The sequence below is a fragment of the Glycomyces sambucus genome, assembly GCF_900102815.1.
GTDB lineage: Bacteria > Actinomycetota > Actinomycetes > Mycobacteriales > Micromonosporaceae > Glycomyces > Glycomyces sambucus.
Genome location: NZ_FNGF01000002.1, coordinates 79,452 through 98,240 on the forward strand (window position 1 = coordinate 79,452; position 18,789 = coordinate 98,240).

Annotated in this window: 17 protein-coding genes; 12 read left to right on the forward strand and 5 right to left on the reverse strand. The window is 71.8% G+C overall.

Going from position 1 to position 18,789, the window contains the following annotated elements; translation table 11 throughout:
• The first annotated feature begins 23 nt into the window (after positions 1–23).
• From BLS99_RS05535 to leuE, 6 genes are all read left to right on the forward strand, one after another.
• Positions 24–1,025, forward strand: a complete 1,002-nt coding sequence (locus BLS99_RS05535) for a heme/hemin ABC transporter substrate-binding protein (RefSeq protein WP_091045114.1) — start codon at positions 24–26, stop codon at positions 1,023–1,025.
• Positions 1,026–1,344: 319 nt separating this feature from the next.
• Positions 1,345–2,541 carry a FecCD family ABC transporter permease gene (locus tag BLS99_RS05540; RefSeq protein WP_091045117.1) on the forward strand — a complete coding sequence of 399 codons (1,197 nt, stop codon included), beginning with the start codon at positions 1,345–1,347 and terminating at the stop codon, positions 2,539–2,541.
• Positions 2,541–3,362, forward strand: a complete 822-nt coding sequence (locus BLS99_RS05545) for a heme ABC transporter ATP-binding protein (protein WP_091045120.1) — start codon at positions 2,541–2,543, stop codon at positions 3,360–3,362. The genes BLS99_RS05540 and BLS99_RS05545 overlap by 1 nt, the downstream gene beginning before the upstream one ends.
• Before the next feature lie 9 nt (positions 3,363–3,371).
• On the forward strand, positions 3,372–4,430 hold the full coding sequence (locus BLS99_RS05550) for an AI-2E family transporter (protein WP_091045123.1): 1,059 nt from the start codon (positions 3,372–3,374) through the stop codon (positions 4,428–4,430).
• 270 nt (positions 4,431–4,700) lie between these two features.
• A complete protein-coding gene (locus BLS99_RS05555; RefSeq protein WP_091045127.1) occupies positions 4,701–5,165 on the forward strand; it encodes a group II truncated hemoglobin in 465 nt (154 codons plus the stop codon).
• A 226-nt stretch (positions 5,166–5,391) separates the two neighbouring features.
• Complete coding sequence (gene leuE, locus BLS99_RS05560; protein WP_091045130.1) at positions 5,392–6,042, forward strand: leucine efflux protein LeuE; 651 nt, start codon at positions 5,392–5,394, stop codon at positions 6,040–6,042.
• A 174-nt stretch (positions 6,043–6,216) separates the two neighbouring features.
• On the opposite strand, the gene BLS99_RS05565 is transcribed toward leuE, so the two are convergent.
• Positions 6,217–6,891: a TetR/AcrR family transcriptional regulator gene (locus tag BLS99_RS05565; RefSeq protein WP_091045132.1), complete on the reverse strand. Its 675-nt coding sequence runs from the start codon at positions 6,889–6,891 to the stop codon at positions 6,217–6,219.
• Between the two features lie 121 nt (positions 6,892–7,012).
• Here BLS99_RS05565 and BLS99_RS05570 point away from each other — a divergent pair, with 121 nt between their 5' ends.
• Complete coding sequence (locus BLS99_RS05570; protein ID WP_091045137.1) at positions 7,013–7,384, forward strand: DoxX family protein; 372 nt, start codon at positions 7,013–7,015, stop codon at positions 7,382–7,384.
• A 148-nt stretch (positions 7,385–7,532) separates the two neighbouring features.
• Here BLS99_RS05570 and BLS99_RS05575 read toward each other — a convergent pair whose 3' ends face one another.
• The 3 genes from BLS99_RS05575 to BLS99_RS05585 form a co-directional block, all read right to left on the reverse strand.
• Positions 7,533–8,672 carry a glycoside hydrolase family 53 protein gene (locus BLS99_RS05575; protein ID WP_091045139.1) on the reverse strand — a complete coding sequence of 380 codons (1,140 nt, stop codon included), beginning with the start codon at positions 8,670–8,672 and terminating at the stop codon, positions 7,533–7,535.
• Positions 8,673–8,791: 119 nt separating this feature from the next.
• Entirely contained in the window at positions 8,792–9,901 is a 1,110-nt protein-coding gene (locus BLS99_RS05580) for a glycoside hydrolase family 53 protein (protein ID WP_091045143.1), read from the reverse strand.
• A 63-nt stretch (positions 9,902–9,964) separates the two neighbouring features.
• Positions 9,965–11,944 carry a beta-galactosidase gene (locus BLS99_RS05585; protein WP_218126299.1) on the reverse strand — a complete coding sequence of 660 codons (1,980 nt, stop codon included), beginning with the start codon at positions 11,942–11,944 and terminating at the stop codon, positions 9,965–9,967.
• Between the two features lie 274 nt (positions 11,945–12,218).
• Here BLS99_RS05585 and BLS99_RS05590 point away from each other — a divergent pair, with 274 nt between their 5' ends.
• From BLS99_RS05590 to BLS99_RS05610, 5 genes are all read left to right on the forward strand, one after another.
• On the forward strand, positions 12,219–13,574 hold the full coding sequence (locus BLS99_RS05590) for an extracellular solute-binding protein (protein WP_091045150.1): 1,356 nt from the start codon (positions 12,219–12,221) through the stop codon (positions 13,572–13,574).
• An 18-nt stretch (positions 13,575–13,592) separates the two neighbouring features.
• Positions 13,593–14,966 (forward strand): carbohydrate ABC transporter permease, encoded by a 1,374-nt coding sequence (locus tag BLS99_RS05595; RefSeq protein WP_091045154.1) that lies wholly within the window; start codon positions 13,593–13,595, stop codon positions 14,964–14,966.
• A 4-nt stretch (positions 14,967–14,970) separates the two neighbouring features.
• A complete protein-coding gene (locus tag BLS99_RS05600) occupies positions 14,971–15,864 on the forward strand; it encodes a sugar ABC transporter permease (RefSeq protein ID WP_091045157.1) in 894 nt (297 codons plus the stop codon).
• Positions 15,865–15,869: 5 nt separating this feature from the next.
• Positions 15,870–17,003 (forward strand): glycoside hydrolase family 53 protein, encoded by a 1,134-nt coding sequence (locus BLS99_RS05605; RefSeq protein WP_091045159.1) that lies wholly within the window; start codon positions 15,870–15,872, stop codon positions 17,001–17,003.
• Between the two features lie 109 nt (positions 17,004–17,112).
• Positions 17,113–18,147: a LacI family DNA-binding transcriptional regulator gene (locus BLS99_RS05610; RefSeq protein WP_091045162.1), complete on the forward strand. Its 1,035-nt coding sequence runs from the start codon at positions 17,113–17,115 to the stop codon at positions 18,145–18,147.
• 120 nt (positions 18,148–18,267) lie between these two features.
• Here the strand turns inward: BLS99_RS05610 and BLS99_RS05615 are convergent, their stop codons facing one another.
• Positions 18,268–18,774: a mycothiol transferase gene (locus BLS99_RS05615; RefSeq protein WP_091045165.1), complete on the reverse strand. Its 507-nt coding sequence runs from the start codon at positions 18,772–18,774 to the stop codon at positions 18,268–18,270.
• Positions 18,775–18,789 lie beyond the last annotated feature (15 nt).

The window sequence follows — 18,789 nt, forward strand, 5'->3', positions numbered from 1 at the left end:
CGACCACAGAACTGGAGACGCCCGTGCGCAGCACCCGCCCCCGCCGGACCGCCCGCACGACCGCGACCGCCCTCGGCGCCGCGGTCCTCCTCGCCCTGACCGGTTGCGGCACAAGCGATGCCGATGCGGACACCGCCGCTGGGGAGACCGTCGACCGCGTCGACCCCATCGCCGAGGGCACCGAGCCCGGCCTTCCCGCCACCGTCACCGACGCCACCGGCGCGGCGGTCACCATCGCGTCCGCCGACGCGATCGTGCCGCTCTCGGGCTCGCTCTCGGAGATCGTCTTCACCCTCGGCCTCGGGGACCGCGTGGTCGCCCGCGACATCACCGCGACCTTCGAGCAGGCCGCCGACCTCCCGATCGTCAGCCACGGCCACGACATCTCCGCCGAGGGCGTCCTCTCGCTCCAGCCCGACCTCGTCCTCGCCGAGACCGGCTCCGGGCCCCAGACCGCGCTCGACCAGATCGCCGCCGCGGGCGTGCCGATCGTCGTCTTCGACCCCGCCGACGGGATCGACGCCGCCGCCGAGCGCATCACCGCCGTCGCCGCGGCCTTCGGCGTCCCCGACCTCGGCGCGCAGCTCGTCGAGCGCACCGAGGCGGGCATCGCCGCCGCCACCGAAGGACTCGACCTCTCCGACCCGCCGCGCGTGGCGTTCCTCTACCTGCGCGGCTCCGCGTCCGTCTACATGATCGGCGCCCGCGACTCCGGCGCCGCCTCCCTCATCGAGGCCGCCGGGGGCATCGACGCGGGCGCCGAAGCCCTCGAAGGCGACTTCATCGAACTCACCCCCGAGGCGCTGGCCGCCGCCGCGCCCGACGTGATCCTGGTGATGGACAAGGGACTCGACTCGGTCGGAGGCGTCGAGGGCCTCCTGGAGCTCCCCGGCGTCGCCCAGACCCCCGCAGGCGAAAACGAGCGCATCGCCCACCTCCCCGACGGCATCATGCTCAACTACGGCCCCCGCACCGGCGACATCGTCGCCGACCTCGCCCGCCAACTCCACGGCGAACCCGCATGACCACCGCACCCGCCCAGGCGGTGCCATGTCACATGGCATCCGTGCTGTACCTGCCCCCGCCGCACGACAGAGCGGCCTCCCGCGCCCTGTCGGACACAGTGGCATGTCACATGCCACAAGTGCTGCGCTCGCGGCGCTGGGCTGCAAGCTCCAAACCACTCCGCGCAGTGCCGTGCCATATGGCACCCGTGCCGAAGCCGCCCTTGCCGCACGGCCGAGCGGACTTCCACATGCTGCCGCGTGCAGTGGCATGTCACATGCCGCCCGCGCCGCGCCCGCGGCGCCGGACCGCTGCTGCCGCACTACTCAGCACAGTGGCATGTCACATGGCACCCCGACCGCGAGCGCTCCGACTGCCAGCACCCCGACTGCCAGCGCCCCGAACACCGGGCCCGGCCCGCCGATTCCGAGGAGCCGCCGCGTGACCGCGACCGCCGCCCCGCCTGCCGCCTCGACCACCGAGGGCCCCGGCCCGGCCCGGCGTCGCCGCTGGGCCGTTCCGGCCCTCCTCGGCGTCGGCCTCACCGGGCTCCTCGCGCTCGGCGTCCTCGTCTCGGCCTCCAACGGCGCCTTCGCGATCCCCCTCGGCGACATCCTCGCCTCCATCGCGCACAAGCTCGGCCTCGGGGGCGCCCCCGTCGAGGGCACCGGCGAGAGCGTCCTGTGGAACATCCGCTTCCCGCGCGTCGTCCTCGGCGTCGTCGTCGGCGCGAGCCTCGCCTGCGCCGGCGCCCTCATGCAGGGCATGTTCGGCAACCCCCTCGCCGAACCCGGCGTCATCGGCGTCAGCTCCGGCGCCGCCGTCGGCGCCGTCTGCGCCATCGCCTTCGGCCTCACCTTCGCCGGGAACTGGACGATCCCGCTGTGCGCCTTCGCCGCCGGAGTCGTCACCGTGTCCATCGTGTACTTCCTGTCCCGCTCGGGCGGACGCACCGAGGTCGTCACCCTCGTCCTCACCGGCGTCGCCGTCAACGGCCTCGCCGGGGCCCTCATCGGCGTCTTCATCTTCTACGCCGACAACGACGAGATCACCGCCATCACGTTCTGGCAGATGGGCAGCCTCTCCCAGGCCACCTGGCCGAAGATCCTCGCCGTCCTCCCGCTCGCCGCGATCGGCCTCGCCCTCGCCCCGACCTACGGCCGCCGCCTCGACCTCCTCGCCCTCGGCGAACGCCCCGCCCGCCACCTCGGCGTCGACGTCGAACGCCTCCGCCTCCACCTCATCGTCATCGTCGCCCTCCTCACCGGCGCCGCCGTCGCCGTCTCGGGCGTCATCGGCTTCATCGGCCTCGTCGTCCCGCACCTCATCCGCATGGCGGCCGGCCCCGGGCACCGCGCCCTCCTGCCCTTCTCCACGATCGGCGGCGCCGCCGTCATCGTCTGGGCCGACCTCGCCGCCCGCACCGTCGCCGCCCCCGCCGAGATCCCCCTCGGCATCCTCACCGCCCTCGTCGGCAGCCCCTTCTTCTTCTGGCTGCTCCGACGCACCCGACGCCGCCAAGGAGGCTGGGCTTGATGCGCCTGCGCACCCGCCGCACCACCGCCACCGGCACCACCCCCGACCGGCCCGCCGCCGCCCGCGGCCTCCACGTCCGCCTGGGCGGCAAAGAGATCCTGTGCGGCGTCGACCTCGACGTGCACGCCGGCGAAGTCCTCGGCCTCGTCGGCCCCAACGGCGCCGGCAAGTCCACCCTCCTCGCCGCGCTCTCCGGCGACCTCGAACCGTCCTCCGGCGACGCCCTCCTGTGGGACCGGCCGATCCGCGACTGGAGCCCCCTCGACACCGCCCGCCGCCGCGCCGTCCTGCCCCAGGCCCACGGCGTCTCGTTCCCCTTCACCGCCCGCGAGGTCGTCGAGATGGGCCGCGCCCCCTGGGCCGGCACCGACCGCGGCGCCCACGACGAGGACCGCATCGCCGCCGCCATGGCCCGCAGCGAGACCGAGACGTTCGCGACCCGGCCCTTCACCTCCCTCTCCGGCGGCGAGCAGGCCCGCGTCATGCTCGCCCGCGTCATCGCCCAGGACGCCGGCCTCGTCCTCCTCGACGAGCCCACCGCCGCCCTCGACCTCCGCCACCAGGAACTCGTCGGCCGCCTCTGCCGCGACCTCGCCGCCGAGGGCCGCGCCGTCGTCATCGTCCTCCACGACCTCGACCTCGCCGCCGCCTACGCCGACCGCACCGCCCTGCTCGCCAACGGCCGCATCGCCTCCTGCGGCCCGCCCGCCGAGGTCTTCACCGCCGAACGCCTCGGCGACGTCTACCGCCAAGCGGTCAAAGTAGAGCCGGACCCCGACACCGGCACACCGAGAGTGACCCCGCTCCGACGAATCTGCTAGACATTGCCCATGGCTGACAAACCCGGACTGCCGCTGCGCAGAAGTCTCTCCCAGAGCCCGCCCATCGCCGCCGGGGCCCTCTTCGGCCTCGGCCTCGCCATCGCGTACGCCCTGGTCTGGTCGCTCCAGGAACTCAGCACGGTCATCACCGCGCTGGTCGTGGCGGTCTTCCTCGCGGTCGGCCTGGAGCGCATCATCAGCCCCATGGTCCGCCGCGGCATGCCCCGCTGGCTCGCCATGACGATCCTCCTCTTCGGGATCTTCCTGGTCCTGTGCGGCGGCATCGCCGCGATCATCCCCGCACTCGTCCGCGAGACCGCGCAGTTCGTCGAGAACGTCCCCGACTACTACCAGACCCTCATGAACAGCAAGCTCGCCGCGCAGTTCGGCGGCGAGTCGGGCCTGCTCGAACGCGCCCAGGGCGTCCTCACCGCGGGCAACCTCACCAAGGCCCTCGGCGGCGTCGCCGGCGGCGCGGCCTCGGCCGCCAGCGGCCTCGTCTGGACCGTCACCACGATCCTGCTGACCGTGTTCATCCTCGCGTCCTACTCCCAGCTCCGCCAGGGCACCCTGCGCCTGGTCGCCGCCTCCAAGCGCGACCAGACCGGCCGCATCCTCGACGGCATCCTCAAGCAGGTCGGCGCCTACCTCATCGGCGCGCTCGCCATCGGCCTCGTCGCGGGCATCTCGTCGTGGATCTTCATGGCGATCGTCGGCATCCCCTACGGCGCACTCCTCGCGCTCCTGGTGGCACTGCTCGATCTCATCCCGCAGATCGGCGCCACCATCGGCGCCGTCGTCGTCACCCTGGTGGCGCTCGCGGTCTCGCCGATGACCGCCGTCGCCTCCGCGATCTTCTTCATCGCCTACCAGCAGCTGGAGAACTGGGTCATCTACCCGACGGTCATGCGCAGCGCCGTCAAGGTCTCCAACCTCGCCGCGATCGTCGCGGTCCTGGTGGGCGGCACGCTCTTCGGCGTCGTCGGCGTGGTGCTGTCGGTCCCGATCTACGCCGCCATCCGGCTCATCGGCAAGGAGCTCGTGCTCCCGCGCCTCGACAACTCCTGACCCGGCGCCCCGGAACCGGGGCACGGCACTCGACCACCGGCACCGGGCCGCCGCACCGGATCCCGGCACCGGGCTCCTGACACGGGTAGGGGCCGGAGCGCATACCCGCACGCGCTCCGGCCCCGTCTTCGTCCCCAGCATAAGGCCGGTCCACGAGCGCCGGCACCCGGCCGCACCCGGTGGAGCGGGACCGGCGCCCGCCCCGGACTAGAGTCGGAACGAGGAGACCCGGCCGCGGCCTGCCGCGGCCCGACGAAGGGCGCACCACCCATGGGCCACAACGAGACCATCTACGAGCGCATCGGCGGCGACGCATCCCTGCGGTCCACTGTCAACGACTTCTACTCCTCGGTCCTCAAGGACCCGATCCTCCAGCCGCTCTTCGGCGAGGGCGCCGCGCACCACGTCGACCACCTGACCGCGTTCCTCGCCGAGGTCTTCGGCGGCCCGACCCGCTACACCGACGAGCTCGGCGGGTTCGCCACGATCCTCGAATCCCACCAGGGGCTCGCCATCACCGACGCGCAGCGCACCCGCTTCATCGAGCTCTTCGACGCCGCGGTCGCCAGAGCCGCCGCCCTCGACACCGCGGAAGGCGGCATCGCGGCCGACGCGGCCCTGCGCCGCTCCCTCCACGAGTACCTGGTCTTCGGCACCGAGGTCGCCCAGGTCAACTCCCACGCCCAGGACGAGGGCGACCTCCACCCGTGCCAGGAGGTCCCGCGCTGGCCGTAGGGCGGTCTCGGCGCCGCGGCGGCCCCGATCGGCCCGCGATGGGAACGGTCCTGGGCCGGGCCCGCGACACCGACCCGCTCGCGAGAGGTCTCCGGCCCGACCGACCGGCGGGCGTCCATCGGCCGGGAAGCCGATTGCGGCACTGGTCGGCAGGGTCGTACGCTGGGACCGTTTGTGCGAGCGCCGCTCGCGAAACCTCCGCTCCCCGGCCCGAGAGGACCCGCCCGTGTTCGGCACCGTCGACCTGTGGACCTACGTCGTCGCCTCGGTCCTCATCATCCTGCTGCCGGGACCGAACTCCCTCTACGTGCTCTCCGTGGCCTCACGCCGCGGGCGCCGCGACGGCTTCAAGGCCGCGGCCGCCGTCTTCTGCGGCGACTCGGTCATCATGGTCGCCACCGCCGCGGGCCTCGCCTCGGTCTTCGCCACCTCGCCCGTGGTCTACAACGTGGTCCGCTGGGCCGGCGTCGTCTACCTCGCCTGGCTCGCCTTCGGACTCATCCGCGGCGGCGTCAAGTCCTGGCGCGCCGCCCGCCGCGGCGAGGCGGTCGAGGAGGCCCCCGCGCCCGCGCTCGCGGTGAACGAGCGGCCGTTCATGCGGGCCCTCATCGCGAGCCTGCTCAACCCCAAGGCCATCCTGTTCTTCGTCTCGTTCTTCGTCCAGTTCGTGGACCCGGCCTACGCCTACCCGGTCCTGAGCTACGGCGTCCTGTACGTGATCATCCAGGCGATCTCCATGGCCTACCTGACCACGCTCATCCTCGCCGGAGACGGCCTCGCCCAGACCTTCCGCCGACGCCGCCGCCTCGCCGCGGCCGGCAACGGCCTCGTCGGCGCGGTCATGATCGGCTTCGCCGCCAAACTCGCCGCCGGTTAGCGCACTGCAGCGGCAGTAATACGTCACACGTGACACGGCACTGCCAGGTCGTACACTCCCGCCGCGATCCGCGATCCGCGATCCGCGATCCGCGATCCGCGATCCGCGATCCGCGATCCGCGATCCGCACTCACTTCACGCGCAGTGCCATGTCACACGTGACATGGCACCTACCTATCCCGAGGCCGCCCCCGCGCGGCGCTGGCGGACCATGCCTCGCAGGAGCCGCTTGGGCGCGGGTGCGGGAGGCAGGGGTTCGACCGGGTCGGCCGCGAAGGCCCTGAGCATCTGGCCGACGAGGCGGCGCGACGCCTCTCCCGCGGCGTCGCCAGCCGCTGCGAGGACTCCGGCGTTGGCCATGAGGAGGATCGGCAGGTCCTCCGGGGTGAAGTCCTCCCGGAGCCGCCCCTCGGCCTTGGCCCGCTCGATGAGGCCCGTGAAGGCCGCGAAGCCCTCCTGCCGCTTGCGCTCCAGCTCCTTCGCCGACCCGAAGTGCATCGTCAGCGCCTCGGCGAACCCGCGGTTGTCCGCCTGGAGCCCGCACACCGCCTCCACGTACTCGCGGAACCCGTCCCACGCCGACTCCCGCCCCGCCGCGGCCACCGCCGCCGCCCGGCTGCCCTCCATGGCGTCCTCGAACACCGCCGCGAGGAGGTCGGTCCGGGTCGGGAACCGCCGGAACAGCGTCGCGATCCCGACCCCCGCGGCCCGCGCGATCGAGGCCGTCGACGCGCTCAGCCCTTCGCGTCGGAACGCCTTGCGCGCGGCGTCGATGATGCGGTCGCGGTTCTGCTCCGCGTCGCAGCGGAGGCGCCGGGGGCGCTTGCGGGCGTCCGGGGTCGGTTCCATCCCGCCATCCTAGCCAAGTGGAATGACCTCTCCGCTTATGTTGTTACACTCACCGCCTACAACCGGATAGGCCGCTCCGTTTGGCAGCGGCCTCCATCGATCTGCAAACGGAGAGTGCCCCATGAACGTGCTGCTGTGGATCCTGCAAGGGCTCCTGGCCCTCGCCTTCCTCGCCGCCGGCGCGATGAAGACCACCCAGCCCAAGGAGAAGCTGGCCCCCAACATGCCCTGGGTGAACGACTTCTCCACCGGCACCGTCAAACTCGTCGGCATCGCCGAGTTCCTCGGCGCCCTCGGCCTCGTCCTGCCCGGCCTCTTCGGCATCGCCGTGATCCTCACGCCCGTCGCCGCCGCGGCCCTCGCGCTCGTCATGGTCCTCGCCGCCGCCTACCATGTGCGCAAAGGCGAGTACGCCTCGCTGGGCATCAACGGCGCCCTCTTCCTCATCGCCGCCGTCATCGCCTGGGGCCGCTTCGGCCCTTGGCCGCTCTAGCGCAGAACCGCGGCCGCTCTAGCGAAGAACCGCGCCGCCCGGCCGTCCGCTCCCGGTGCTTGACCCCACCGGGGCGATCGGTCGGACGGCGCGGCCGCCCTGTGTGAATCCTCGGCCGAAGCCGAGCGGGGTGTTCGAGGGTCTTCCCCTACAGCTTGCCCAAGGTCCGCAACCCCGGCAGCGGCTTCCCGTCGAAGTCGAACAGCGCCTGGTTCTCCCAGCCGTTCCCGCTCGCGGGGTCGGCCGGGTCCCAGCCCGCGCCTTCGACGCCGGTCCAGGTGGCCTCCCACCACACGACGCCGCGCCCGAGCCCGCCCGGCACGTTCTTGACGACCTCGGCGACCTGCTCCAGCCAGTACGTCTGGTTCTCCGGACTCGACGGGTACCCGGCCACCGGCTCGGGGTCGGTGATGATGTTCGCGAACCCGTCGGCGTCCCCGGTGGTGAAGGGGTACGCGGTCTCGACCACGTAGATCGGCTTCCCGTACCGCTCCGCGACGTCGTTCAGGTTCGCCTCGAGCCCGGCGAGCGGCCCGTGCCAGTACGGGTAGTACGAGGCCCCGATCGCGTCGAACTCGACGCCGTTCGCCACCGCGTTGTCGAAGAACCACCGGAACGCCCCGTTGTTCCCGCCCTCGGCGAGGTGCAGCATCGCCTTGGCGCCGGGGACGGTGTCGTGCACGGCGTCGCATCCGGCGGCGAGGAGCCGCCCCATCTGCTCCAGCTGGTCCCACCGGCCGTCGGGCCACAGCAGCCCGCCGTTGGTCTCGTTGCCGATCTGCACGAGCGTCGGCTTCACCCCGGCCCGCTTGAGGGCGCCGAGGACGTCGGCGGTGTGGTCGTACACGGCCGCCACCAGGTCCTCGAAGGCGAGTTCGGCCCAGGCCGCGGGCTTGTTCTGCTTGCCGGGGTCGGCCCACGCGTCGGAGTAGTGGAAGTCGACGAAGAGGTCCATCCCGGCGCGCTTCACGCGCTTGCCGAGCTCGACCACCCGCTCCTTGGTGTTGTAGCCGTCGACGGGGTCGACCCAGACCTTGGCCCGGATCGTGTCGACCCCGCTGTCGGCGAGGATCTTGACGGCGTCGCCGGTGCGGCCGTTGGCCTTGCGGTACACCGCGCCGAAGTCCTCGTTCTTGAGGAGCCCGGAGATGTCGGCGCCGCGCACGAACTTCCCGGGCCTCCCGCCGGGCCGGTCGCCCAGCGCCTCGGCGAGGGCCGGCGTGGCCGAGGCGGCGGCGACGCCGAGGGCGCCGATCCCGGCGGCGGTGAGTGCGGTTCTGCGTTTCATGGGTTCGCTTTCTGCTGAGGGGCCTGCTGTCGTGAGGTCTTGCGCTGGAGGGGGTTCCGGGGGCCGGCCGCCGCGGAGTGCGCCGCGGCGGCCGGCCCCGACCGGGGTCGGAGGAGGGTCTACAGGGTGCCGAGGGTCTTGAGCGCGGGAGTCACCTTCCACGCGTAGTCGAACAGCGCCTGGTTCTCCCAGCCGTTGCCGCTGCTCGGGTCCGCGGGGTCCCAGCCGTTGCCCCTGACGGCGGTCCAGGTGGCCTCCCACCAGAACACGCCCGCGCCGCGGCCGTTCGGGACGGCCTTGACGACGTTAGCGATCGCCTTGAGCATGTTGGACTGGCCGGTGGTGCTCGCCGGGTAGCCGGATACCGGCGTGGCCGCCGAGACGATGTTCGCGAACCCGTCGCTGTCGCTCGCGGTGAACGGGTACGCGGTCTCGACGACGTAGACGGGCTTGGCGTACCGCGAGGCCACGTCGTTCAGGTTGGACTGGAGGCCCGAGAGCGAGCCGTGCCAGTAGGGGTAGTACGAGGCGCCGATGGCGTCCCACGTGACGCCGCGGGCCCGCATCGCGTCGAAGAACCACCGGAACAGCGAGTTGTTGCCGCCTTCGGCCAGGTGCAGCATGACCTTCGCGGCCGGCACCGTCGCGCGGACGGCGTTCGCGCCGGAGATCAGGAACTGCGCGAGGTTGTCGAGCTGGTCGTAGCGGCCGGTGGGCCACAGCATCCCGCCGTTGAGCTCGTTGCCGACCTGCACCATCTGCGGGGCCGCACCCGCGGCGACCATCGCGCCGAGGACGTCGGCGGTGTGGTTGTAGACCGCGGTCTTCAGCTGCGCGACACTGTAGTTCGCCCAGGCCGCGGGTTTGGTCTGCTGGCCGGGGTCGGCCCAGGAGTCGGAGTAGTGGAAGTCGACGAGCACGTTGAGGCCCGCGGCCCGGGCGCGCCGGGCGACGTTCACGACGTGGGTCTTGTTGTTGTAGCCGTCGGCGGGGTTCACCCACACCTTGAGGCGGATCCAGTTGACGCCGCTCTTCTGGAGGATCCAGATCGCGTCCTCGCGCCAGCCGTCGGACCACATGTAGGTGCCGCCGAGCGCTTCGGACTTCGCCAGGCTGGAGATGTCGGCGCCGCGGGCGAACGCGGTCTGCGCCGAGGCCGCGGTGCCGCTGCCGAGGACAGCGAGTGCCGGGGCGGCCACGGCGGCCGTGAGGGCGGTTCTTCTCTTCATTGAGATCTCCCTGTTGGTGATTCGAGGGGCGGCGGCCCCGCGGGGGTGCGGGGCCGCCGGGGTCTAGGCGTCGGCGAGGACCACGACCGCTCCGGCGGGGACGGTGACGCGGCCGTCGTACGCGGTGCCGTCGAGGGCGTCCACGCCGCTCCCGGGCACCTGGACGTCCTGTCCGGTGTGGTTGATGAGGAACCGGTGGCCGCCGCGGCGCACCACCTCGACGTTCTCGGGGACCCCTTGCAGCCGTTGCACACCGGCGGCGTCGAGGGCGGTCGCGAGGAGTTCGTTCAGGCCGGTGGACTCGTCGAGCGCGGTCGCGGCGTACCAGGCGGTGCCGCGGCCGAGGTCGTGCCGGGTGAGCGCCGGGCGGCCCTCGTCGGGCCCGGAGGCGAAGCGCGCCACGGCCTCGGCGCCGTCGAGGCGCACGTGCTCGGACCAGATGCGGCCCGCCCACACGCCGCCGAGGCCGGTGCCGGAGGCCGATTCGAGGCCGAGGGCCTCGCCTTCGTGGAGCGGGTGGAACTCCTCGATCCACAGGCCGAGGGTCTCGCGCAGCGCCCCGGGGTGGGCGCCGGGGTGGACGGTGTCGTGCTCGTCGACGATCCCGGAGAAGTACGAGACCAGCAGGTGGCCGCCGTTCTCGACGTACCCGCGCAGGTTCTTCGACGCGGCGTCGGTGAGCACGTAGGAGGAGGGCGCCACGACGAGCCGGTAGCCCGACAGGTCGGCCTCGGGGTGGGCGAAGTCGACGGTGACGTGCTGGCGCCACAGGGCCGCGTAGTACGCCTCGACGCGCTCGCGGTACCGCAGGTCCACCGAGGGGCGCCATTCGAGTTCGAGCGCCCACCAGGACTCCCAGTCCCACAGGACCGCCACGTCGGCCTCCACGCCGCTGCCGACCACGTCGGACAGTCGCTTGAGGTCGTTCCCGAGTGCGGTGACGTCGCGCCACACCCCGGTGTCGGTGCCGCCGTGGGGGACCATCGCGGAGTGGAACTTCTCGGCGCCGGCCCGGGAGGCCCGCCACTGGAAGAACATGAGCCCGTCGGCGCCGCGCGCGACGTGCGCGAGCGAGTTGCGGCGCAGCTCGCCGGGGGTCTTGGCGATGTTGCGCGGCTGCCAGTTCACCGCGGACGTGGAGTGCTCCATGACCATCCACGGGCCGCCCGCGACGGCCCGGGTGAGGTCGGCGCTCATCGCCAGCTCGATCTGGTGGTCCTCGCGCTCGGCGATGAGGTAGTGGTTGTTGGACACGACGTCCACGGCGCCGGCCCAGCGCCAGTAGTCCATGCCCTCGCAGTTGGGGATCATGAAGTTCGTGGTCGCCGGCACGGGGGAGTGGCGCGCGATGGTCTCGCGCTGGAGCCGGTAGTTGGCGATGTGCTCGTCGTTGGAGAACCGCTTCCAGTCGAGCTGGAGGGCGGGGTTGACGCCGGGCGGCGCGGCGGCGGGGGCCTCGACCTGGTCGAAGGACCGGTACACCAGGCCCCAGAACGCGGTGCCCCACGCGTCGTTGAGGCGGTCCACCTCGCCGTACTTGTCCGCCAGCCACGCCTGGAACGCCGCGGTGGACGCCTCGCAGTAGCACTCCACATTGGCCCAGCCGTACTCGTTGTGCACGTGCCACAGCTCGACCGCCGGGTGCGTCCCGTACCGCCGCGCCAACTGGTCCACGATGGACTCGCACGCGTCCCGGTAGGCCGGGGCGGAGGGGCACACGCCGTGGCGCGAGCCCCCGGCGAGGGTCCGGCCCTCGGCGTCGACGAGGCGGATCTCGGGGTGCGCCCGGCGCAGCCACGCCGGGGGAGAGGAGGTGGGGGTCCCGAGGTTCACCCCGATCCCGTTGCCGTGCAGCAGCTCCACCACTTCGTCGAGGCCGCTCCAGTCGTACTCGCCCGGGGCGGGTTCGATGATCCCCCAGTTGAAGACGCCGAGGCTGACAAGGTCGACGCCCGCCTCGCGCATCAGGCGCACGTCCTCGCGCCAGACCTCCTCGGGCCACTGTTCGGGGTTGTAGTCGCCTCCGTAGCGAATGGTCTGCACCGCGGTCTCCTGTGGGGTTCCTTGCACAAATGCCTGTGAACGTGCACAGTACTCCACGGCCTGCGACCATGCAACCTGTGATCCAGTCGGCACTCGTTTCGAAATTGTGATCGTTTCATGAGGTACGTTCCACGTGAAACGGACGTGATCGGACATAGATATGTTGCTAACTGCGACGTGAGTCGCTAGATTCGTGTAAACGTTCACAGTCCCGAGGCGCGCCGACTTGGCCCAGCGCGCACCGGGCACCCTCTCACCCAGACAAGGACTTGACATGCGCAGCAACGGTGCTCACGCAGGACTCTCGATGAACCGGCGCCACCTCCTCGCCGCGGGCGGCGGCGTCGCCGCCGCCGGGGCCCTCGCCGCCTGCGGCGGCCCCGAGGAAGAGGAGGCCGCGTCCGGCGGCCTCGAGTGGGACGCGGACGCGCAGCAGTACGTCATCGAGGACGAGATCGCCTCCGGCGAGGTCCCCCTCAAGCTCTGGTTCGAGAACGAGGACCTCGCCAACGCGCAGATCGCCGCGTTCAAGGAGGCGTTCAAGGACGTCTACCCCGACATCCGGTTCGAGTACGAGCTCGTCGCCCAGAACGACGCCGTCAACGAGATGTCCCTCGCCGGCGAGGCCGGCAACGGCGGCGACGTCTTCATGAGCTTCTACGACCAGGTCGCCCGCGCCATCGAAGAGGGCACCGCCGCACCCCTCGGCGAGTACGAGTCCGTCCTCAAGGGACGCATGGCCGAGAACTTCCTCAGCGCCGTCACCGGCGACGACGGCCAGATCTACGCCGTCCCCGTCACCACCGAGTCCATCGCCCTGATGTACAACAAGACCCTCCTCCAGACCGTCACCGGCTCCCCCGAGCCCGCGACCACCTGGGAGGACATCCAGGCCGTCGCCGCCGACTACAACGACCCGGCCGCCAACACCTGGACCATCCGCTGGGTCCCCGGCGAGATCTACTACTCCTACTCCGTGCTCTCCTCCATGGGCTGGCAGGCGTACCCCGGCGGCGACGTGAACGAGCCCGGCTTCGACGACCCCGCGCTGGCCGAGGCCCTCGACTACTACAAGGGACTGCGCGGCATCTGGGACGTCCCCAGCGCCGACGCCACCCCCGAGACCGTCGAGGCCGAGTTCGCCGCCGGCAACACGCCGTACATCATCACCGGCCCCTGGGCCTTCAGCGCCTTCGACGCCGGCGCCGCCGAGAACGGCTTCGAGTACGGGGTCACCCCCATCCCCGCCGCCGCCTCCGGCGACCCGGCCTCCTCCTTCGCCGGCATGCACGTCATCGCCGTCTCCGCGTACACCGAGTACCCGGCCGCCGCGCGCGTCTTCGCGAACTTCCTCGCCTCCGACGCCGGCGCCGCCGCCCTCTACGCCACCACCGGCCAGATCCCGGCCCTCAATCCCGACCTGCTCACCGGCATCGCCGGCCTCGCCGAGGACCCGCACGTCGCCGGCATCGTCGCCCAGGGCGCCCAGGCCGACCTCTTCCCGCAGCTCCCCGAGTACTTCTGGTCCACCGCGAACGAGATGACCGTCGCCGTCTGGGACGACCTCTCGTCCTCCGCCGACGCGGCCGCGGCCGCCGTCGCCGGGTACGACGAACTCGCCGGCCTGTAAACGGGGACGACGACGCCGATGAGCACCGCTCAGAAGACCAGCGGGCCGCCCGCACCGGTGCCGGGCCTCGCCTCGGCACTGGTGTGGGGCGCCGGCCAGCTGCTCAACCGCCAGGCGGGCAAGGCCGCCTTCTTCTTCGCCTTCTTCGCCGCCCTCATCGGCTGGGAGATGGGCACCGGCAACTACTACGCCGGGATGGACTACGCGCCGCGCACCAACGGCGGGTTCTTCGTCAAGGGCCTGTGGGGCCTGTTCACGCTCGGCACGCAGCCGCGCCAGATGACCGTCACCGGCCTCTCCGAGGGCGACAACTCGATCGTCCTCATGGCCAACGGCCTCATCAGCCTCCTCACTCTCGCGCTCCTGGCGATCGTGTGGGTCTGGAGCGTCCGCGACGCCCACGCCTACCGCCGCGCCCTCGCCTCCGGCGGCGCGCGCGAGACCTCCCGCGCCTACTTCAAGCGTGTCTGGGAGGGCGCCTTCGCGTACATCGTGCTCTCGCCCGGCCTGGTCCTCATGGTCTTCATGTCGGTCCTGCCGGTGCTCTTCGGCATCCTCGTCGCCTTCACCGACTACAACCGCGACAACCTGCCGCCCAAGAACCTCGTCAACTGGGTCGGCTTCGAGAACTTCGCGACCATCTTCGCCGTCCCCTCCTGGACCGCCACGTTCGTCGGCGTCCTCGGCTGGACCTTCGTGTGGGCCGTCGTCGCCACCGCCACCACCTACGCCGCCGGATTCCTCCAAGCGGTGCTCCTGGCCAACCGGAAGGTGAAGTTCCCGCGGGTGTGGCGCTCGGTGTTCCTGCTCCCGTGGGCCGTCCCCGGCATCGTCTCGGCCCTGGTGTTCCGCTCCATGTTCAACGGCCAGTTCGGGCCGATCAGCCAGTGGCTCATGGACACCGGCCTCACCGACGAGCGCGTCTACTGGTTCACCGACCCCTCCCACCCCAATCTCGCCCGCGGCGTCGCGCTCCTGGTCAACCTGTGGCTCGGCTTCCCGTTCTTCATGGCCCTCGTCGGCGGCGTCCTCACCAACATCCCCGACAGCTACTACGAGGCCGCCCGCATGGACGGCGCCGGCCCGCTCCAGCAGCTGCGCCACATCACCTTTCCGGTGGTGCACCGCACCGTCGCGCCGCTGCTCATCCTCGCGTTCGTCTCCAACTTCAACAACTTCGGCGTCATCTACTTCCTCACCCAGGGCGGCCCCGACAACGCCGACTACCGCTTCGCCGGGAGCACCGACCTGCTCATCACCTGGCTGTTCAACCTCACCCTCGACAACCGCCTCTACAACATCGGCGCGGTGATGAGCATGCTCATCTTCGTCATCGTCGGCACCATCTCGGTGTGGAACCTCAACCGCTCCAAGGCGATCCGGGAGCTCTGATCCAATGACCACCGCACTCGACACGCCCGCGGACCGCGCCCGCGCGGCCCGCCGACGCCGCCGCACCTCACCCCGCGCCGAACGCGTCGCCAGCGCCTTCCTCCACCTGGAACTGCTGGTCGTCGCCGTCATCGTGATCTTCCCGCTGCTGTGGATCGTCGGCGCCTCCTTCAGCCCCGGCACCGGCCTCGCCAACGCCAGCCCCATCCCCGAGGACGCGACCCTCGACCACTACGTCAGCCTCTTCACCGAGACCGACTACGGGCGCTGGTACCTCAACTCCCTGTACGTCGCCACCCTCAACATGGCCGGCTCGGTCGTCCTCTCCGCCCTGTGCGGCTACGTGTTCTCCCGCATCAGGTTCAAGGGCCGCAAGGCCGGGCTGCTGGGCATCCTCATCCTCCAGATGTTCCCGACCTTCCTCACCGCCATCGCCGTCTACATGCTGTTCCTCAACTTCGGGCTGCTCGACTCCCTCACCGGCCTCGCCCTCGTGAGCATCGCCGCCGCCCTCCCGTACAACACGTGGCTCATGAAGGGCTACACCGACAACCTGCCCGCGAGCCTCGACGAGGCCGCCGCGATCGACGGCGCCAGCCGCTGGACGATCTTCGTCAAGATCGTCCTGCCGCTCATGCGCCCCATGCTCACCTTCGTGGCGATCACGCAGTTCACGATGCCGTGGATGGACTTCATCCTCCCGGCCCTGCTGCTCCAGAGCCCCGAGAAGCAGACGGTCGCGCTCGGCCTGTTCGCCATGATCGAGGACGTCTACCAGAACGCGTTCACGACCTTCGCCGCCGGCGCGGTCATCCTCGCGGTCCCGATCACCATCCTCTACATCGTCCTCCAGCGCTACCTGGTGACCGGCGCGTCCGCCGGCGCCGAGAAGGGATAGAACGAATGCTGCCCATGCGGGGTGCCGACGTCTCCATGACCGCCGAGATCGAGGAGCGCGGCGCGGTCTTCACCGCCGACGGGACCGCGCGGGACCTGTTCGGGCTCCTCGCCGACCACGGCGTCAACTGGATCCGCCTGCGCCTGTGGGTCGACCCGCGCGACGAGTCCGGCGAGCCGTACATGGGCGGCACCAACGACCTGGCGACCACGGTCGCGCTGGCCCGCCGCGCGAAGGCGGCGGGCCAGCACCTCCTGCTCGACCTGCACTACTCGGACTTCTGGACCGACCCGAAGAAGCAGTCGACGCCGAAGGCGTGGCGCGGCCTCGCCGGCGCCGACCTCGAAGCGCGCGTGCACGACTGGACCGCCGAGGTCCTCGCCGCCCTCGCCGCGGCCGGAGCCGCCCCCGACATGGTCCAGGTCGGCAACGAGATCACCAACGGGATGCTCTGGCCAGCGGGAAAGACCCCGAGGTTCCTCGACCGGGAGCGCCGCTTCGCGGGCGAGGACCCGGCCGCGTGGGACCGCCTCGCGGGGCTCCTCAAGGCCGGCGTCGCGGCGGTCCGCGCCGCCGGGGACGCGAAGGTCGCGCTGCACCTGGACTTCGGCGGCGCCAACGAGCTCTACCGCGGCTGGTTCGACCAGGCGACCGCGCGCGGCGTCGACTTCGACGTCATCGGCCTGTCCTACTACCCGTACTGGCACGGGACCCTGAAGGACCTGGGCGAGAACATGAACGACCTCGCCGCCCGCTACGGCAAGGAGCTCGCGGTCGTGGAGACCGCGTACGCGTGGACGGGGGAGGAGCCCGAGGGGCACTTCCAGGTCTTCAAGTCCCCGATGGCCCGGACCGGCGGCTACGAGGCGTCCCCGGCGGGCCAGGCCGCGTTCCTGAGGGACCTCTACGACGTGGTCGCGGGCGTTCCCGGCGGCCTCGGGATCGTCTACTGGGAGCCCGCGTGGCTCCCGGTCGCGGGCACCACCTGGGCCTCGCGCGCCGGGATGGAGTACGGCGACGACGTCGTGGACGAGGCCGGGAACTCCTGGGCCAACCAGGGCCTGTTCGACTTCGACGGGAACGCGCTGCCCTCGCTGCGCGCGCTCGGCGACGGGACCGGCGCGGCCCCGGCGGCGTGACGCCGCCCCGCTTCGTTCAACGGACCGCGAGGCCGTCACCCCCCTTGGGCGGCCCCACCGGTCCGGCGGCGCGAGCCGCGGCCCCGCCCTATCGCCGGGCGGGGACATAATGGCACTGAGGCACAAGGGAGAGTTGAGCAACTTGGCACGGAAACGACCGACGATCCACGACGTCGCCGACGCCGCGGGCGTCTCGCGCGGCACGGTCTCGCGGGTCCTCAACGGCAAGTCGAACGTCTCGCTGTCGGCGGAGACGGCGGTGCGCCGTGCCGTGGCCGAGACCGGGTACGTCGTCAACCGCGCGGCCCGCAGCCTCGTGACCAGCCGGACCGGGTCGATCGTCATGGTGCTCTCCGAGCCGCAGGAGCGCCTGTTCGAGGACCCGAACTTCTCGGTCCTCATGCGGGTGGCCACGAACCAGCTCGCCGAGCGCGACATGTCGCTGGTGCTCATGATCGCCGGGGACGACCGCGGCCGCGACCGCGTGGCCCGCTACCTGCGCGGCGGCCACGCCGACGGGGCCCTGCTGGTGTCCACGCACGCGGGCGACCCGCTGCTCGACGAGATCGAGCGCTCCGGCATCCCCGCCGTCGCCTGCGGCGCCGTGCTCGGGCGCGAGTCGGTGATCCCGTACGCCGCGGCCGACGACCGCGGGGGCGCCCGCGCGATGACCCAGTACCTCGTCGACCTGGGCCGCCGCAAGATCGGCATGATCACCGGCCCGCTCGACACCCCCGGCGGGGCGCTGCGCCTGGAAGGGTTCACGGGCGTGCTCGGCCGCAAGGCCGCCAAGCAGCTCGTCGTCCACGGCGACTACACGCAGGCCGCGGGGGAGGCCGCGATGCGGCGCCTCCTGGAGGCCGTCCCCGACATCGACGCGGTGTTCGTCGCCTCCGACCTCATGGCCGCCGGGGCGCTCCAGGCCCTGCACGCGGCCGGGCGGCGCGTCCCCGACGACGTGGCCGTGGGCGGCTTCGACGACTCCGTGATCGCCACCGCGACCCGCCCGGCCCTGACCACGGTCCGCCACCCCCTCGACAAGGTCGCCGAGGAGACCGTCCGCCTCCTCATCGACCTCCTCGAAGAGCGCGAGGTCGAACCGGTGGTCCTCCCGACCGAACTCGTCGTCCGCGACAGCGCCTGAGCCGGACCGCTGCCGTGTGCGCAGTGGTGCGGCTGCACCGCAACCGGCACCTCGCTCGACGCCGGGCCGCTGAGACGGCGTGCCTTTGGGGTGCCGTTGCGCCGCAACGGCACCTACCGCTCAGCCCGCGACGAGCCCGCGCACGTACGCGGCCTGGCCGCCGTGCTGCTGGTTGTCGTCGATGACGCTGACCAGGCGCACGCCGAGCGTCACGTGCGGCGTCCAGTTCACGTCCACCACCCGGTCGAGGTCGGCCGCGGTCAGCCCGGAGACGTACTCCAGGGTCCGCGCGTGCACCGCCTCGTAGTAGGCGAGGAGGTCCGCCCCCGACACGCCGCTGACGCGCCCCACCTGCTCCGGCGTGTGCCCGTACCCGGTGTCGCCCGGCGGCAGGTCGAGGCCGAAGCGCTCCTCCCAGCCGCCGTCCGTCCACGCCTGCTCCCGGCCGGCCGCCTCGGACACGTGGTCGTCCTGGACCCGCGCGATGTGCCACACCAGCCAGGCGATCGAGTTCGCGCCCGGCCCCGGCCGGGCCTCCAGGTGCTCCTGCGACAACCCGTCCAGCACCTCCGCGACCTCGCCCCGGACCCGGCCGAAGGCGTCGGCCAGCAGCTCGTTGATCTCCATGCGGAACCTCTCCTC

What these genes read in the sequence shown, in the direction of transcription:
- BLS99_RS05540 (WP_091045117.1), top strand. Translation starts at nt 1,345, where the DNA reads ATGTCACATGGCACCCCGACCGCGAGCGCTCCGACTGCCAGCACCCCG.
- BLS99_RS05545 (WP_091045120.1), top strand. Translation starts at nt 2,541, where the DNA reads ATGCGCCTGCGCACCCGCCGCACCACCGCCACCGGCACCACCCCCGAC.
- BLS99_RS05550 (WP_091045123.1), top strand. Translation starts at nt 3,372, where the DNA reads ATGGCTGACAAACCCGGACTGCCGCTGCGCAGAAGTCTCTCCCAGAGC.
- BLS99_RS05555 (WP_091045127.1), top strand. Translation starts at nt 4,701, where the DNA reads ATGGGCCACAACGAGACCATCTACGAGCGCATCGGCGGCGACGCATCC.
- BLS99_RS05565 (WP_091045132.1), bottom strand. Translation starts at nt 6,891, where the DNA reads ATGGAACCGACCCCGGACGCCCGCAAGCGCCCCCGGCGCCTCCGCTGC.
- BLS99_RS05570 (WP_091045137.1), top strand. Translation starts at nt 7,013, where the DNA reads ATGAACGTGCTGCTGTGGATCCTGCAAGGGCTCCTGGCCCTCGCCTTC.
- BLS99_RS05575 (WP_091045139.1), bottom strand. Translation starts at nt 8,672, where the DNA reads ATGAAACGCAGAACCGCACTCACCGCCGCCGGGATCGGCGCCCTCGGC.
- BLS99_RS05580 (WP_091045143.1), bottom strand. Translation starts at nt 9,901, where the DNA reads ATGAAGAGAAGAACCGCCCTCACGGCCGCCGTGGCCGCCCCGGCACTC.
- BLS99_RS05590 (WP_091045150.1), top strand. Translation starts at nt 12,219, where the DNA reads ATGCGCAGCAACGGTGCTCACGCAGGACTCTCGATGAACCGGCGCCAC.
- BLS99_RS05595 (WP_091045154.1), top strand. Translation starts at nt 13,593, where the DNA reads ATGAGCACCGCTCAGAAGACCAGCGGGCCGCCCGCACCGGTGCCGGGC.
- BLS99_RS05600 (WP_091045157.1), top strand. Translation starts at nt 14,971, where the DNA reads ATGACCACCGCACTCGACACGCCCGCGGACCGCGCCCGCGCGGCCCGC.
- BLS99_RS05605 (WP_091045159.1), top strand. Translation starts at nt 15,870, where the DNA reads ATGCTGCCCATGCGGGGTGCCGACGTCTCCATGACCGCCGAGATCGAG.
- BLS99_RS05610 (WP_091045162.1), top strand. Translation starts at nt 17,113, where the DNA reads ATGGCACTGAGGCACAAGGGAGAGTTGAGCAACTTGGCACGGAAACGA.
- BLS99_RS05615 (WP_091045165.1), bottom strand. Translation starts at nt 18,774, where the DNA reads ATGGAGATCAACGAGCTGCTGGCCGACGCCTTCGGCCGGGTCCGGGGC.